The 14,208-nt window shown below is 38.6% G+C and carries 19 protein-coding genes; all 19 read right to left on the reverse strand.

Going from position 1 to position 14,208, the window contains the following annotated elements; all coding sequences use genetic code 11:
* Nucleotides 1-9 precede the first annotated feature (9 nt).
* The 19 genes from AC6I5C_RS14285 to darB all read right to left on the reverse strand — a co-directional run bounded on the left by AC6I5C_RS14285 (nt 10) and on the right by darB (nt 14,197).
* The gene (locus AC6I5C_RS14285; protein WP_497905740.1) at nt 10-504 is read right to left on the reverse strand and encodes a hypothetical protein; all 495 of its coding nucleotides are present in this window, start codon (nt 502-504) and stop codon (nt 10-12) included.
* A gap of 2 nt (nt 505-506) precedes the next feature.
* Nucleotides 507-872: an ApeI family dehydratase gene (locus AC6I5C_RS14290; RefSeq protein WP_497905741.1), complete on the reverse strand. Its 366-nt coding sequence runs from the start codon at nt 870-872 to the stop codon at nt 507-509.
* Between the two features lie 93 nt (nt 873-965).
* Nucleotides 966-1,577, reverse strand: coding sequence for a flexirubin biosynthesis protein LolB2 (gene lolB2 / locus AC6I5C_RS14295; RefSeq protein WP_497905742.1), 612 nt, complete (start codon nt 1,575-1,577; stop codon nt 966-968).
* Nucleotides 1,555-2,172: a flexirubin biosynthesis/transport protein LolA2 gene (lolA2, locus tag AC6I5C_RS14300; RefSeq protein WP_497905743.1), complete on the reverse strand. Its 618-nt coding sequence runs from the start codon at nt 2,170-2,172 to the stop codon at nt 1,555-1,557. The genes lolB2 and lolA2 overlap by 23 nt, the downstream gene beginning before the upstream one ends.
* Entirely contained in the window at nt 2,165-2,941 is a 777-nt protein-coding gene (locus tag AC6I5C_RS14305; RefSeq protein ID WP_497905744.1) for a polysaccharide deacetylase family protein, read from the reverse strand. Before AC6I5C_RS14305 ends, lolA2 begins: the two co-directional genes overlap by 8 nt.
* Nucleotides 2,935-3,999 carry a beta-ketoacyl synthase N-terminal-like domain-containing protein gene (locus tag AC6I5C_RS14310; RefSeq protein WP_497905745.1) on the reverse strand — a complete coding sequence of 355 codons (1,065 nt, stop codon included), beginning with the start codon at nt 3,997-3,999 and terminating at the stop codon, nt 2,935-2,937. Before AC6I5C_RS14310 ends, AC6I5C_RS14305 begins: the two co-directional genes overlap by 7 nt.
* The gene (locus tag AC6I5C_RS14315) at nt 3,999-5,201 is read right to left on the reverse strand and encodes a beta-ketoacyl-[acyl-carrier-protein] synthase family protein (protein WP_497905746.1); all 1,203 of its coding nucleotides are present in this window, start codon (nt 5,199-5,201) and stop codon (nt 3,999-4,001) included. Before AC6I5C_RS14315 ends, AC6I5C_RS14310 begins: the two co-directional genes overlap by 1 nt.
* 9 nt (nt 5,202-5,210) lie before the next feature.
* Nucleotides 5,211-5,468: a phosphopantetheine-binding protein gene (locus AC6I5C_RS14320; RefSeq protein WP_053978220.1), complete on the reverse strand. Its 258-nt coding sequence runs from the start codon at nt 5,466-5,468 to the stop codon at nt 5,211-5,213.
* A 1-nt stretch (nt 5,469) separates the two neighbouring features.
* Nucleotides 5,470-6,087, reverse strand: coding sequence for a 3-oxoacyl-ACP synthase (locus tag AC6I5C_RS14325; RefSeq protein ID WP_497905747.1), 618 nt, complete (start codon nt 6,085-6,087; stop codon nt 5,470-5,472).
* A gap of 4 nt (nt 6,088-6,091) precedes the next feature.
* The gene (locus AC6I5C_RS14330) at nt 6,092-7,153 is read right to left on the reverse strand and encodes an SAM-dependent methyltransferase (protein WP_497905748.1); all 1,062 of its coding nucleotides are present in this window, start codon (nt 7,151-7,153) and stop codon (nt 6,092-6,094) included.
* Nucleotides 7,154-7,163: 10 nt separating this feature from the next.
* Nucleotides 7,164-8,312 (reverse strand): beta-ketoacyl-[acyl-carrier-protein] synthase family protein, encoded by a 1,149-nt coding sequence (locus AC6I5C_RS14335; RefSeq protein ID WP_497905749.1) that lies wholly within the window; start codon nt 8,310-8,312, stop codon nt 7,164-7,166.
* The gene (locus AC6I5C_RS14340; RefSeq protein WP_497905750.1) at nt 8,305-8,757 is read right to left on the reverse strand and encodes an acyl-CoA thioesterase; all 453 of its coding nucleotides are present in this window, start codon (nt 8,755-8,757) and stop codon (nt 8,305-8,307) included. Before AC6I5C_RS14340 ends, AC6I5C_RS14335 begins: the two co-directional genes overlap by 8 nt.
* Nucleotides 8,735-10,000, reverse strand: a complete 1,266-nt coding sequence (locus tag AC6I5C_RS14345; protein WP_497905751.1) for an ABC transporter permease — start codon at nt 9,998-10,000, stop codon at nt 8,735-8,737. The genes AC6I5C_RS14340 and AC6I5C_RS14345 overlap by 23 nt, the downstream gene beginning before the upstream one ends.
* On the reverse strand, nt 9,993-10,736 hold the full coding sequence (locus AC6I5C_RS14350; RefSeq protein WP_497905752.1) for an ABC transporter ATP-binding protein: 744 nt from the start codon (nt 10,734-10,736) through the stop codon (nt 9,993-9,995). The genes AC6I5C_RS14345 and AC6I5C_RS14350 overlap by 8 nt, the downstream gene beginning before the upstream one ends.
* A gap of 5 nt (nt 10,737-10,741) precedes the next feature.
* Nucleotides 10,742-11,737, reverse strand: coding sequence for a BtrH-related acyltransferase DarH (gene darH, locus AC6I5C_RS14355; RefSeq protein ID WP_497905753.1), 996 nt, complete (start codon nt 11,735-11,737; stop codon nt 10,742-10,744).
* A complete protein-coding gene (DarG, locus tag AC6I5C_RS14360; RefSeq protein WP_497905754.1) occupies nt 11,727-12,170 on the reverse strand; it encodes a flexirubin biosynthesis protein DarG in 444 nt (147 codons plus the stop codon). The genes darH and DarG overlap by 11 nt, the downstream gene beginning before the upstream one ends.
* A gap of 5 nt (nt 12,171-12,175) precedes the next feature.
* On the reverse strand, nt 12,176-12,631 hold the full coding sequence (locus tag AC6I5C_RS14365) for a hotdog family protein (RefSeq protein ID WP_497905755.1): 456 nt from the start codon (nt 12,629-12,631) through the stop codon (nt 12,176-12,178).
* Nucleotides 12,631-13,062 (reverse strand): hotdog family protein, encoded by a 432-nt coding sequence (locus AC6I5C_RS14370; protein ID WP_497905756.1) that lies wholly within the window; start codon nt 13,060-13,062, stop codon nt 12,631-12,633. The genes AC6I5C_RS14365 and AC6I5C_RS14370 overlap by 1 nt, the downstream gene beginning before the upstream one ends.
* Before the next feature lies 1 nt (nt 13,063).
* Nucleotides 13,064-14,197, reverse strand: a complete 1,134-nt coding sequence (gene darB / locus AC6I5C_RS14375; protein ID WP_497905757.1) for a dialkylresorcinol biosynthesis protein DarB — start codon at nt 14,195-14,197, stop codon at nt 13,064-13,066.
* Nucleotides 14,198-14,208 lie beyond the last annotated feature (11 nt).

Here is a 14,208-nt window from a genome sequence, read left to right on the forward strand (position 1 = left end):
CTTATTCTATTAGAGCTTCGAAATTACTGTTTTTTCTTCAGTTGTAAAGACTTTGGACTGCAAAATATAGTCCTTGATATGCCCTTTCAGGTTGGGAGAATCGATGGTTTCAAATTGATTTAAAATCATTGTTTTATCCTCCTCGATATCCTCCTTGTATTTTAACAATTTAGGGGTATTCTCCTGAATTCCCAACCTCACAAAACGTGGCTCAATAGCACTAGGTGCCTTTTCTATAGCAAATTCAATAAAGGACACACCTTCCATAAAACCTTCCTTTTTCTCTTTTATGGTTTGAGCCTGTCTAGCTTTTAAAGCAATGGCTGCGCCTTTATAAGCTACCAATGAAACATCATCATCTTTGGTAACCTTCAACATTGAATTATAAAATCCATCTACTTTGGCAGAGTCATGGGCTGCTTCCTTGTAGGCTACGCGCACTTCTTTCAAATCCAAAGCTTGAAATAAGATAAATGCACCAACGAAAAGGAAGAGTATTTTCATGCTTACAAAACTTTAAATACCGAAGACAATTTAAGAGCCACAGTATCATTAAATTTGGTTACATTTTTAACTTTTACAACATTATCCTCCTCTGTAAAAGAAAGATCCAAATGCAAATCTGGTGTGACTTCAGGATTGATGATGGCCATAAACTTGACATTGCTGCAAGATTCCATAAACAACTTTTTGTTGACTATCTGCTCTGTCAATTCTTTTATAATCTGCATCATGCACACACCCGGTGTCACAGGATTTCCTGGAAAGTGCCCTTTGAACACTTCATGATTCTTGTTTATGGTAATTTTTGCAGTAGCCGATTGTCCTGCTACTACTATTTCATTGACGGTATAAAAATCCTTTAATAGCATAAAAATTATTTAATAGCATAAAAATTATTTAAAATTGAAAGCCACGCAAACAAACAGAGACATCAATATAAGGTGATTCATAATCTTGCTTGGTTATTTAATTGATTTGAGGTTAATTTTCAATTTTATATTGTGATGTATAATTTGAATCTGTCTTGCTGTTGCCCCCTCTGTATCCTCAAATAAAAAATCAACCTTTTCCTTCCCTCCCTTCGTTCTGATCACTTTTTTCAACTGGTCATTTTCAAAAAAATAAAAATGGGGATACCTATCCAACATGGCCTCAAAAATATGGAAATTATTCTGTCCATAAACATCCACCACTTCCAATGGACTTTTAAGCAACACCCAAAAATCATCCCTTAAAATATTGATTAGCATTTTTCTGTCCAGTTCCCCCAAAATATAGTTCACAGAGAACTCCTCATTTTCAAAAGAGAAATCAAACAATTTATTGCCCATTTCAGTAGTAAAGGCTACTCTGTGCTTATTGTCACCAAGTTTTTTAACAATAAACAAACCTCCAAAAGTTTTGCCATACACCTCTATATTGGCCTTGTAAACATAATCTTTGGTTTCGTTGGAGAAATATAGATTTTCAATTGAAGGTTGCAAGGCCTCCCTTTGAAATCCATTCCTTTTTGGATAAGAGCCGCAGGACACCAAGAAAAGCACCCCTAAACTAATGAGCAAACATCTTGTCATCCAATGGGGCATTTAAGACTTTATTACTGAACACAATTTTTGTATAATCGCCAGAAGGTTCAACCATTTTTACCTGAACAACATCGCCTTGTTCATTAAAAGTGATTTGAAATGTTTTGATGAATTTTGAAAACCGAGTATCCTTTGGTGTAAAATACACTTCATCATGATGATCAACCTTGAAATAGGAAATATCGAAAGCTTGGTCATCAAACATATCTCCTTTGACACTTTTAACGATAAAGGCATTTAATTCCTTAAACATCTTATTGGACCCCAGGTCTACATTACTTTTTTTGCCTTCATCATCAATATAAAGTGTTTCATTTTTAAAGATAACCTGATATTTAAAAGGTTCTTCATAGGCCCATTTCAACAAGTCAGGTGATTTAAAGGCCATATTTCCCTTGGTCACAATATCCTCCGACAAGAAGTCCATATGTTTATATTGTGTAAAATCGCTCACTATGGAATTGGTCGTCAAAGCCAGGGCCTTTACTTTTTCTTTCAAAGCTTTCGCTTCGGACGAAGTCATTTTGGTTTGGGCCTGTACAGTTCCAACCACAAAAAATAAAATATATAATAGGTTACGCATAAGCTTTTATGTTACACAGCGAATCTACAGAGACAGATTCTAAATTCTTTTGGCGTAAAAATAACAATAACTGTTCCAAAACCCTTACCGATTTTTCGCTGGTATCGTGCAAAAGAATGATATCTCCCCTTTTTAGTCCTTTGGTAATTCGCCTTAAAATTTGTGCTTCGCTTAATGAAGTGGTATCCAAAGAGCGCTTGTTCCATCCAATGGATTGCATTCCCAAAATTTTTAAGGCCTTGGCAATATTTGGATTAGTAATGCCAAATGCAGGACGGTATAGATTCAAGACTAATCCTGAATGCTTTTTGGCAACTGCATTAGTTTGCGACAACTCTGAAACCACCTTAGCAGTAGGTAAAAATCCGAAGCCATTGGTATGCGAGAATGTGTGGTTCCCCACAGTATGACCTTCATCCAAAATACGTTGGAAAATCTCTGGATATGAAGCAATGTGTTTGCCAATACAAAAAAAAGTAGCCTTTGCCTTATGAGCTTCTAAAAGATCTAACACTCTTGGCGTAAATTCCGGATTTGGACCATCATCAAAAGTAATGGCAATTTGATTTCCGGATGTGTTCGAACAAAAATTAATTGAGGTAATGTGATAATCCCAACCTATAAATGCCGACCCCATTCCCGTTACGGTTAACCACAACAGACCGAACACAAAAAACCACCAAATGGATATTCCGTAAAGAGCCGAAATAAGCAACAAGCCAATAAAAACAACAGCTGCCGTTATATTTACGGTTTTGAAGTTTAGCATTGCTCCACCAGGGTAAAACTATGATTCTCTCCCCGATATTGATTGTACAACAACACCTGTTTAATCTCCTTCACAGGAAAATCATTGAATCGTAAAACTTCAGGCAAAGCTTGGTTTTTTAACATCTTCGCGGTTACCCAAAACCCAAAAGATGAAGCTGTGTTGAATTCGCCGCACAAATGTTTGTAACACACTTGCGGTGTATTTTGAAACAATCCATTTGCCAAAGTTTCATAATAGCCATCAAATTCTACATCGCCATTATTCCCGAGCACAACAACATCAATATCTTCAGCCGACACACCATTGGCAGACAAAAACGCTTCTGCCTCATTGTTCAATTCAGATTTTGATAAGGTATTGAAAATGGAAACCGACTTTATCTTTCCGTATGAATTCTCATTCCTTTCATTGGATAGTACAAAAAAATTGGCACCTTCACCATAAATAGTACCTTTGGTCTTGGATTGCAATACTTGCAAAACATCTTCTGCCTCCGGTTTTATATGACCAATTATTTTATGAAGCCCTGCAGTATACTCTCCTATTTCATCCACACCTCCAATTAAAATATTTTGGGCTTCATCCAATTCCAACTGCAATTTGGCATCCATCATGGCCGATTCAAAAGACACACTAGAATGCACATATGTAAAATTGTACCCTTTGCATTGCAGCTCCAGAGCAATTTGACCTCCTACCGTATTGTGAGTGGATTGTATAAAAGACGTTGGCGTAAGGTACTGTTCATTATTATCTAGAATCGCGCTGAGAAATTTTTCTGAATCCCTCAAACAGCCCATCCCTGTTCCTGTAATAATGGCATCCACTTCCTCCAAACCAGCGTCCTGAAGGGCTATTTTGGAAGCCACCACTCCCATCTTGATGCCCTTTGCCATCCTACGGGCAGCGGCAGGTGGGATATAATTCTTGTAGTTAGGATCTACTACGGGCAGTATTTGTTCTTCATAAGAGACCACCTCACTTAAAAACTCATTGTTATCATAAGTTTTTTGTGCTGAAATAGATCCTACACTATTGATATATACATTTTTCATTAGGCTTCTTTTGAAAATATCACGGTGGAACAATTTCCGCCAAAACCAAACGAATTGGACATTACCGCATGTAATTCCTTTGTCTTCAAACTCACCTCTGGACGAATTTTAAAAGCATCCATGGGTGTTTTAAAGTTTAGGTTGGGAAAAATCGTATTATGCTGAAGTGCCAAAATGGAATACACAGCTTCTATAGCTCCAGCAGCAGCCAAAGTATGGCCGGTATAAGCCTTAGTTGAACTAAATTCCGGAACGGCATCCCCAAAGACTCTTATAATGGCGCGGCCTTCAGACAAATCGTTGTTTCCTGTGGCTGTACCATGGGCATTGATGTAATCTATATCCTTAGGTTCCAAACCTGCTAACTCAAGAGCCTTTTCCATGGCTAGGGTTGCTCCGTCTCCATACTCTGATGAGGCGGTTTGGTGAAAGGCATCATTGGCATTTCCATAACCTTTTACGTATGCCAAAACTGGTTTATTTTCAGCTTTAACCACAGCATCCGATTCCAAAACCAAATACGCGGCGGCCTCTCCCAAATTCAAGCCTTTACGGTGTTCATCAAAAGGCGTATTGTACGTATCGGACAGAATCATCAAAGTTTTAAATCCGTTAATAGTAAACTTCGACAAACAATCGGCCCCTCCAACGACCACTCTGTCCAACTGCCCAGATTTAATCAATCTGGCTCCAAACATGATGGCATTGGCAGCTGAAGAACATGCCGTACTAATAGTGGTTACCAATCCCTTCTCGATGCCCAACTGTTCCGCAATTTTTTGGGTAGAATCCCCTGCATGATGGCCATCAATATACTTTTGAACAGCTGTATTAGTTGGATATTCGTAATAATATTTTTCGGTCATATCCATTCCTCCAACACTCGTGGCTGAAATCAAACCTGTTTTGTATTTGGTGATATCCGTTATGCCCGCACTGTTCACGGCCTGTTTGGCAGCTACGGCTCCAAGAAGAGCCGTACGGGAATAATTATTTTCTGGAGACAGGCCCATTTGCGAAATGAACTCTTGGTTTGTCGTGGCAATTTCGCCAACCATGATGTCATCCTTATGAATGGTATCGATCTTGGAAATCCTTGAAATTCCTTTCTTTCCCGCAATCAAAGATTGGTAATTTTCATCCACATTGTTTCCAATGGCAGATACAATACCCATTCCAGTTATGGCTACCCCTTTCCCCATTAAATACGATTACTTGGTTCTGTTTTCTGAAATGTAGGCTGCCATGGTATTTATAGACTCAAAAATGGCACGTCCCTCTTTTGGATCGGTAAGCTTAATTCCGTAGTTTTTATCGAGCATCACAATCAATTCCAAGGCGTCGATTGAGTCCAACCCCAAACCATCGCCAAAAAGCATATCGTCATCTGCTATATCTGCAACAACCATATCCTCCAAATTTAATTGCTCTATTATGTTCTCTTTCAATTCTTGTTTTAAAGCTTCCATATTATGTATTGTATAATTTTAAAATTTGTTGATTTGTATGGGGTTTTCCTTCTTTTTCGGAAACCAAATACAAAAATGCCTCATAGCTATCGGAATCAAAATCTACCCATCCGCAAAGCACTTGATCTGCCTTTCCTGTTTCCAAGAGATTAGATGCGGAAGTAAACAAATGATCGGCATTGATTCTGTCAAATATAAAAAAACTATTTTCAGAATACAGCTTATATTTAATACTAATCTCGCCTATGCAAATATTAGGCAGAGTGTACACAAACACAGCAGGACTAGGGTAATAATTATCTTTATCTTGAATAGAGGCTTGATGCGCTCTATCAGTATCCAAGCTAGAGGCTCTATTGGACAAGACTATCGCAATATTATTATCTGCCTCAAGATTTAAGTTTTCATTTTTAAGAAGCACCTCAGCTGTTAAAAAAGCCAATTTGCTCAAATTATCCATCTTAAAAAACTTGGGGTATTTCACCCCTAATGCTTTATATGCTGCTTTGATGAATTCTGAAAATTCAGTATAGGAGCCTTCATAAAGATGTTGACCGTTCAAGGTTACCTTTCCTCCTCTTATGGAGGCATATGAACTTATATTAAATGGGGCATTCATAATTTTATTTCTTTTGGCAAACCAACATGGTATGGTATTCCCCTAAAGGTTTGTCTTCTTTGACTACAAGACCTGCATTGTCTATAACTTCCAACAATTCTTTGGCTTGATACATTTTACTATTGCCATTGGCCAATACCGTAAAATACAGCGAAGTAGCCTCTAGTATAAACTTGGCATTATCAAAACGTTGACGATCGGTAAAGGTTTCTACAATGATAAGTTCGGCATGCTTATCCATGGCATTGGCACAGATGGACAAAATGTTTTCTATTTCTGGTTTTGAAAAACAATCCAAAAATTGACACAACCATATAGTATCTGCTCCAGTTGGAATTTTAGGATCTTTGGAAAGCCAATCTATTTCATAGGCGGACACGCGATCCTGAACACCAGCCTCTTCTGCATTGGCCATTGCTTTCGCCAATTGCCCAGGAAGATCTATCATAGTTACCTTTACATCCTTGTTGAATTTACTGCAACGAATGGAGAACTTACCTGTATTGGCTCCTATATCAAATATATGCTTGCGTTCTTTGGAAAACAACATCTCCAAAGCTTCAGAAAAAATATCATCGGAATAATGATGATCAAATTCAAACCATGCCTTTTGTTGTTGTGGCGTTAATTTAGACAAGCCTTCGTAAATGGTACTCCAACCCCCCAACTCCTTCAAACCTTCGGGCTTTCCCGTTTTAATGGCTTCATCTAAATGAAAAAGCCCCTTATAACATACATCTTGCGTAAAATTGATATTGACATTTACCGTTTCATTGTAAGTCAGAAAATATCCTGTCGTAGTCACTTCATAATTCCCCAATTCGTTTCTCTCTACAATATCTGAGCTTTCGGCAATTTCCAACAGCACCCCAACTCCATAAGCACTAAGAGACAATTCTTCGGCAATAGCTTCCAGAGAAATCCCTCCTTTCTTTCTATGTTGAAAAATTTTATCAAAGACCCCCAATTTACGAAGGGATACAACAGCTTGAAATACAAAGGGTGCAAAGGCAATTTTATGAGCTTCCTCGAGGGCGTCAATTGCTTTAATTGAATTGTTTGCCATAGTTTACGGTTTATTGAGCTAGTTTTTGAAAAATTACAGCCGTATTGCAACCTCCAAATCCAGAAGCTGTTTTTAAAAAGGTCTGTATGTTATGTTGTCTTGTGTAATTTATAACATTTATTGGTTGGGTGACACCCATTGTTTCAAAACCTAAGGATTTATACAAGGTATTGTTGTGTGCCGAATGCATCCCAATAATGGTTTCCAACAATCCCGAAGCTCCCAAAGTGTGCCCAAAATACCCCTTCAAACTGTTCAATGGCACCTCCTGCAATCCCATCCTGTTAAAAGCAATGGCTTCCATTTCATCATTGAACAAAGTTGCCGTTCCATGGGCCGAGATATAATCTATCTCTTCTGGTTGAATTTTTGCCTCCCTAAATGCGGTTTGCATACTTCTATAAAGTCCTTCTCCCGTTCTAGATGGTCCTGAAATATGATTGGCGTCATTACAAGAGCCTTCACCTAAAATCACCATGGCCTCATCTGGCAACCCAGCATCATCTTTTGTCACCAAAATACTCGCCGCTACTTCACCTATATTGATACCTTTTCTATGCTTGTCGTAGGGTTTACAAAGTTTATTGCTCATCGCTTGAAAGGAATTGAATCCAGACAAGATAAACTCACTGACTACATCCCCACTGACCACAAATACATGGTCATATACATTTTGTTCAATATACCTTTTAGCAAGGGCAACCGATAAAATTCCAGACACACAGGCATTAGAAACAACAATGGCATCGTTTTTAAATCCAAAGAACTCTTTTACAACCTTTCCCAACTCACTTAAATAACCTCTTTCCTTCGGAAATGGACTATTGGCATCTAATACATCAATATTGCCTTTGGTGGTTGAAATCATAAATCCAACACGTTCATCCAAAGCAATCTTGGAAGACTTGATAACCTTGTCTAAAGAAACCATCATCATCTGTTCTAACCGAGTGTATTTTTCCTTAGGTTTTAATTCCTGAAATGCCGATTGTAATTGTTCGGTATTCACCAAAGACGAAAAAAACGGTTCGGCGTGTAAAGCTTTATTTTCAACCAGACCAAGTCCTGTAACTTCAGACTTCATCTTTTCAACTACAGATGTACTGTCAAAGCCTAAAGCCGAAACAATATTGTTATGTGACACATAAACCTTATTCATCCAGTAGCCCCACTTTTTGTTTCCATTCCATAAAAAATGGAGGAATGTTTAACGACAAATCTCCTTCCCCTATCTTATCTACAAACACCTGAATGGTTTCTCCTGTACATACCAATTGCTGGTTCTGATTGTATATTTCATAACGAAACACCATTTTAGCTGCAGGTGTATCCACATATATGGTTTTTACAGTGGCCACATCGCCATACTTCAGCGGTAGCTTATGGTCTGTACTAGATTTTACGATAGGCGTAGCATACCCATGCTCTTTTTGGTCCAAATATGAAATACCATGCTCTCTTCCGAAAGCTTCCCTTCCATCTTCAAAATACTGAATGTAATTGCCGTGCCACACAATGCCCAAGGGATCTGTTTCCACAAAACGCACCCTCACCTCACTCACGTGCACAATTTCTTTCTGTTTAGACTGCATTTTTCTTTTCATTATAAACAATGGCAATTATGGTAGTTAATATAAAAAATATAAAAAGTAATGTTATTTCTGGAACAATATCCATCAAGCTGGCCTGTCGTAAAAACACATCGTAAAAGGCATTCAAGCCCCAATTCATTGGGGAAATATTGGACAATACTTGCATGAACTTAGGCATGATAAACACTGGCACCCAAACTCCTCCTACTGCGGCCAATATCACAACAAAAGTCGCCCCAAATGGCGCCGATTGTTCTTGGGTTTTTGCCAAGGTCCCCAAAAGCAAACCTAAGCCAATTGCAGCCAAACCGGAGAAAACCGCCACTACAAACAACAACGGCAAACGTCCAGACACATCCAAGGCAGGAAGGCCCATGGCAGGAAACACATACACCCCAACCAACAACATCAACACAAATTGAATAAGGCAAACCAATAAATATAAAATAGTTTTCCCTCCTAATACCGTAGCATAGGAAACAGGGTTGGTTCGTAATCGAACAAAAGTGCCTTGGCTTTTTTCCTTGACCATATTGATGGACAGAGGAACAATGATAAAAAAGATGGCGAACAAGGTCCAAGCGGGGACATTGTGCTGTACCGAATTTGGCAACACATCCCGTCCTTCAATCTTTGGCAGAATCTCCGTAAATGTGATAAAATTTTCAGTTTCAAAAATGGCTTCCTCAGGGTTGTCCGAAATCTGCTCTTGAAATGCTTTGTAGATAGATTGTGTCTCTATTTTTGAAATCATTTTATCAATCCCATTTTTTACCGAACTTTTAAAAGACTGTTGGGTAGCAGGATCGAAATACAGCTTCACTTCTTTATTTTCCACATCAGGCTTTGGCAAAGAATCGGCTTCTTCTCCCATCACTTTCGCCATGATTCCATCCACATTATTGCTGATTTTTTGATGCAAATCCTCTGTCAATTTCTCGGGGATGATTACAGCCAATTGATAATCGCCTTTGGACACCAAGTTTTTAGCTTCCTCTTCGGTTTCCTTTTCAATAACCTCAAAAGAATTGGAATCTTCCAAACCTTCCAACATGGTTTTTGCTACGTCACCATGATCGTTATCCACAATCAAAATTGGAATCTTAACATCCTTTACCGTTTGAAAGGTGCTATCTTGAATCAAGGTGATGGTAATGATGAGCACCAGGGGCATGACAAACAAAATGGCTACCCCTCCCATATCTCTGATGAGCAACAAAAACTCTTTATATGTGCTTGCCCATAATTTATGCATGGTCCCGAAGTGCTTTTCCCGTTAAACTTAAAAACACATCCTCAAGGCTATGAGCGCCTTCGTTAGTATGAATTAAATGTGCAGGCTCTCCTTCTACTATAATTTTCCCATGGTCTATAATGGCCACTTTAGTACAGAAGTTTTCAGCTTCATTAAGGTGATGCGACGTGTAAATAATTGTGGTGCCTTTGGCATTAAGCTCTTGAAGGAACTGAATAATGACATTTTTGGATTGCACATCCACACCAACTGTTGGCTCATCCAAAAACAATACTTTTGGTTCGTGAAGAATGCTTGCAATCAAGTTTACACGACGCTTCATACCTCCCGAAAAAGTCTCGATTCGTTTATTAGCGAATTTCCCCAAGCCCAAATGCTCTAAAAAATTGGTGATTTTATCATGCAACTCCTTTCCTTTTAGCCCATACATACTTCCAAAATAGTGAAGATTTTCAAATGCGGTCAAGGAAGGATACAAAGCATATTCCTGAGGAACAATACCTATCAATTGTTTTAATTTTCTTTTGTTTTCTTTATAGGTTAAACCATCAATTGAGAACGTCCCCGAAGTAGGTTTTATCAAGGCACACAACATGGAAATCAACGTAGTTTTTCCAGCTCCATTGGGTCCCAGAAGACCAAAAATTTCTCTTTCAGCAATGTGCAAATCCAAGTCAAGAACCGAATAATTATCGGCTCCTTTGTACTTTTTGGATATGTGCTGGATAGAAATCATTTGCCTTAAATAGCTTTTTTTAATTTTTTAAAGAATGTTTCTTCTCTATCTGAAATATGCTCCAACTGTGTAGCTACTTTTACATAAGCGTCCATTTGGGCACTTCGATTTTTATAAATTCTAGAGGCCTCCAATGCAAAATCCCGCCATAAATCGCCTATTTCGGTAATTTCTTTGGAAAGCACTTCCAATTCTGGATTGTTCAAAATGCCACTTGCTTCCTGTAAAAATGCCCCATAAATATATCTAAAGCCTCCACCTCCAGTACCAATCTCTTCCTGCATTCTAACAATTTGTCCTAGATAGTGATTGGCAAGTTTTACTCCCTTGGTTTTTGGCCATTTTTTAATGAGCCTTGCCGTATAGCGAATACCTTTTACACCAATGAGCGGCATAGGTGCCAACATATCTTTGCAGGTATGCTTGATGCCTTTTACAATGGCACTTTCAATCTTCAGTTTTTCAGGAAAATCTACAGGATAATAGATTTGACCTTTGGGAGCAAAAGCTCCTTTGGCAAACCGAACTTTTTCAAGTTCCTTATCAGTTAAGGTAGTAACGGTTTCCATAACAGGATCGCTAATCAAATACGTTTGATCTTCCTTTCCATAAACCACCAAATTATGGGCATTGAAATGAAAGCGGTAATCATCTGGAAAATACACGAGGTTATACACCCCTACCTGTAAGCCTACTGGATTGTTATTGTTCAGGTTTTCATCTAATCTTACCTTTGCCAACTTTGGATCCTTAAATTTTTCACGTTTAATTTTAATACCAACGCGCTTGGCAAAGCGTTTGAAAATAATCCCGGGTAAGCCGCGGTAAGTAAAGGCCGGTGCATGATTCACCTTTATAAAAGGCACATAACAAAAAAACAACCCTGAACCAATACCAAAGGCAAGAGGTTCACTGATATCGAACCCGTGATGCCTCATCAAATTAGAGATCACACCATTTTCACAATGTGCCGATTGTTGGTGCTTAAATTCAATTTTCATCTGGGGTATTATTTTTTATCTCTGGGGTTTTGTATAATGTAATATCTTTCAATGTTTCCACGGATACATCAAACACCTCGGCATACCGCTGTAACATTTTATTGGAAAGCCCTTGAAACACCTTAGGTTTAAAGTGACGTTTCACCCGCCATTGCCAAAGACCAACATAACTTGCCAAAATAGATAGGTCCATTTTATGGGATTCCATATAAAACTCTATAGGACTTGTTTGATTGTTAAGAACACGTTCTTTGGCTTTTGAAATCCGATTTTGAATTTCCTCAATGGCATTATTCAAGGCTATGGTTTTAGGATCCCAACCAGAACTTAAGGCCGTAGTGTATTTACCATCTTCTCCAACTGCATAACACAATTCCTTTTGGTTTGTAGACTGAATGTTACTTTCATCTTGGGGTACCTCTTCCTTTTTCATGACCTCTACTCTGTTTCTTGAATAAACAAATTCATTTCACAAGTTAGCAGTGTATTCTCTCCATGGCAAACACTACATTCAAAAGTGCAAATGCTATAATTATCAGAATCAAATCTAGATTTTAGAACAGCCTCCGAAACAATGGTTTCTCCAACTTTTGGGCACTCATAAATAATCACCTTTTTAATAGCACTAATAAAGCCAATCAGTTTATTTTCTGGCTTCGCTTCTTCTTGGTTGGTATAATAGCTTTTCCCTACAATGGCCGAACAGGTTTGAGCGGCATGTTCTACCATTCCTACCTCATTAAAAACTCCGTGTTCGGCAAAAATATTATCTGGCTTGATTTCAAAAGACGTAGACACATGCTCATCGCTGATGGAAAGCACATAATCTACCATCAGGAATGGCGGCCTGTGCGGCAAAAATTGAGAAATATCCAAAGCCTTAAAAACCTCCATTAGCCCGCAATAACCGTTTTCATTTCACCTGAGGCAATTTCCTCTCCTTCGGCATTATATACTTTTACATTCACCATGGTCACTCCCATAATTTCATGTAAAATCATGGCTTTTGTAGTAACGGTATCACCTACCACTGGCAACTTTTTTATGCTCGTTTTTTTAATGGAACCAATATATCCTGTAGGCGCTTCTTCCCCTCTGCGATAATAATCATAACCCGTATGCAAAGCCACGGTTTGCGCCATATTTTCCACCAAACCTGGTTCTGTAAAACCTCCTTGAACCGTCAGGATATTATCTTCCAAAATAGTAAAAGACGACACCACCTCAGTTTTAGAAAATTCTTTAAGCACATCTACCATCACAAAGGGATGTCGTTGTGGAATCAATGGCAATACATCGGTAATTGGAAACACGTTCTTTACCATACTAACACACTGTTAAAAATGCATAGGCATATGAAAAACGGGCACTTTCTGGAACCGACAATAAAATCTTGTCGCCCTTTTTCAGTTTTCCAGAATTCACCAATTCATCCAACATAATGTATATGGAAGCCGACCCTACATTCCCAACGGTCGCCAAATTAGTAAACCAATTTTCCATAGGAATATGCACACCATTAGCTTTCATTTGTTCGTATAAGGAATCTTTAAAATAATAAGAAGAAATATGCGGAAGGAAATAATCGATATCTTCTGGTGCTAACCCGTGTTTATCCAAGGCCAGTTTCAAGCTGTCTACTCCCTTCTTAAGAATGTGCTGATCCAATAATTTCACATCTTGCTTCGCAGCAAAAATGGATTGCTGACTCCACTCCTCAGAATGATATTCACTCCATCCCTTTAAGGACCCGTCCGTCATTTTATCACCGCCAGCATACATGCAAGCTTCCAATTCAAAAGCATACGAATATCCTTCCATCCACTCTATACGCAAAGGGCAATTTCCCTTCGGCTCATTCTCCAACAAAAAAGCTCCAGCGCCGTCAGACAGCATCCATCTCAAAAAATCCTTATTAAAAGCAATAATAGGCTTTTCCTCGAGCTCCTTCAAATGTTCAATTTCGCTTGTATAAATGGTAGCCCTAAACCATGAAGACGTTCGTTCAGACCCTGAACAAACCGCATTATCGGTCTGCCCTGACTTCACAGACAAAAAACCATACTTAAGGGCATTCATTCCAGAACAACAAGCTCCAGAAGGCGAATTGATTTCAGCATTCCCTCCCTTAAGAGCTCCATGTACCATAGAAGCATGGGATGGTAAAATTTGATCTGGACTGGAGGTACCGCAAGACAAAAGTTCAATTTCCTCAGGTGGAAAATTTTCATCACATAAATTTAAGATAGCCTCTTTGGCCAACTCTGCATTATTGTGCGTCACATTTCCCTCATCGTCCAACGCGTAATACCTTGTCTTTATTTGGTTGTTTCTCAAAACTAGTCGGCGTCCCTTGGATGGCACCCCATTAATTTCTCCTAATTTTGCCTCCATTTCATCATTGCTGATAGGGCGGTTAGGCAAAAAATTTGATGTTTTAGTTATGTAAACTTCTTTCATATATTAACTAG

The sequence above is a fragment of the Mangrovimonas sp. sgz306409 genome, from assembly GCF_059735265.1.

Bases quoted from the DNA above. Each gene is read 5' to 3' on its own strand.
- AC6I5C_RS14285 (WP_497905740.1), bottom strand. From the start codon at position 504: ATGAAAATACTCTTCCTTTTCGTTGGTGCATTTATCTTATTTCAAGCT.
- AC6I5C_RS14290 (WP_497905741.1), bottom strand. From the start codon at position 872: ATGCTATTAAAGGATTTTTATACCGTCAATGAAATAGTAGTAGCAGGA.
- lolB2 (WP_497905742.1), bottom strand. From the start codon at position 1,577: ATGACAAGATGTTTGCTCATTAGTTTAGGGGTGCTTTTCTTGGTGTCC.
- lolA2 (WP_497905743.1), bottom strand. From the start codon at position 2,172: ATGCGTAACCTATTATATATTTTATTTTTTGTGGTTGGAACTGTACAG.
- AC6I5C_RS14305 (WP_497905744.1), bottom strand. From the start codon at position 2,941: ATGCTAAACTTCAAAACCGTAAATATAACGGCAGCTGTTGTTTTTATT.
- AC6I5C_RS14310 (WP_497905745.1), bottom strand. From the start codon at position 3,999: ATGAAAAATGTATATATCAATAGTGTAGGATCTATTTCAGCACAAAAA.
- AC6I5C_RS14315 (WP_497905746.1), bottom strand. From the start codon at position 5,201: ATGGGGAAAGGGGTAGCCATAACTGGAATGGGTATTGTATCTGCCATT.
- AC6I5C_RS14320 (WP_053978220.1), bottom strand. From the start codon at position 5,468: ATGGAAGCTTTAAAACAAGAATTGAAAGAGAACATAATAGAGCAATTA.
- AC6I5C_RS14325 (WP_497905747.1), bottom strand. From the start codon at position 6,087: ATGAATGCCCCATTTAATATAAGTTCATATGCCTCCATAAGAGGAGGA.
- AC6I5C_RS14330 (WP_497905748.1), bottom strand. From the start codon at position 7,153: ATGGCAAACAATTCAATTAAAGCAATTGACGCCCTCGAGGAAGCTCAT.
- AC6I5C_RS14335 (WP_497905749.1), bottom strand. From the start codon at position 8,312: ATGAATAAGGTTTATGTGTCACATAACAATATTGTTTCGGCTTTAGGC.
- AC6I5C_RS14340 (WP_497905750.1), bottom strand. From the start codon at position 8,757: ATGAAAAGAAAAATGCAGTCTAAACAGAAAGAAATTGTGCACGTGAGT.
- AC6I5C_RS14345 (WP_497905751.1), bottom strand. From the start codon at position 10,000: ATGCATAAATTATGGGCAAGCACATATAAAGAGTTTTTGTTGCTCATC.
- AC6I5C_RS14350 (WP_497905752.1), bottom strand. From the start codon at position 10,736: ATGATTTCTATCCAGCACATATCCAAAAAGTACAAAGGAGCCGATAAT.
- darH (WP_497905753.1), bottom strand. From the start codon at position 11,737: ATGAAAATTGAATTTAAGCACCAACAATCGGCACATTGTGAAAATGGT.
- DarG (WP_497905754.1), bottom strand. From the start codon at position 12,170: ATGAAAAAGGAAGAGGTACCCCAAGATGAAAGTAACATTCAGTCTACA.
- AC6I5C_RS14365 (WP_497905755.1), bottom strand. From the start codon at position 12,631: ATGGAGGTTTTTAAGGCTTTGGATATTTCTCAATTTTTGCCGCACAGG.
- AC6I5C_RS14370 (WP_497905756.1), bottom strand. From the start codon at position 13,062: ATGGTAAAGAACGTGTTTCCAATTACCGATGTATTGCCATTGATTCCA.
- darB (WP_497905757.1), bottom strand. From the start codon at position 14,197: ATGAAAGAAGTTTACATAACTAAAACATCAAATTTTTTGCCTAACCGC.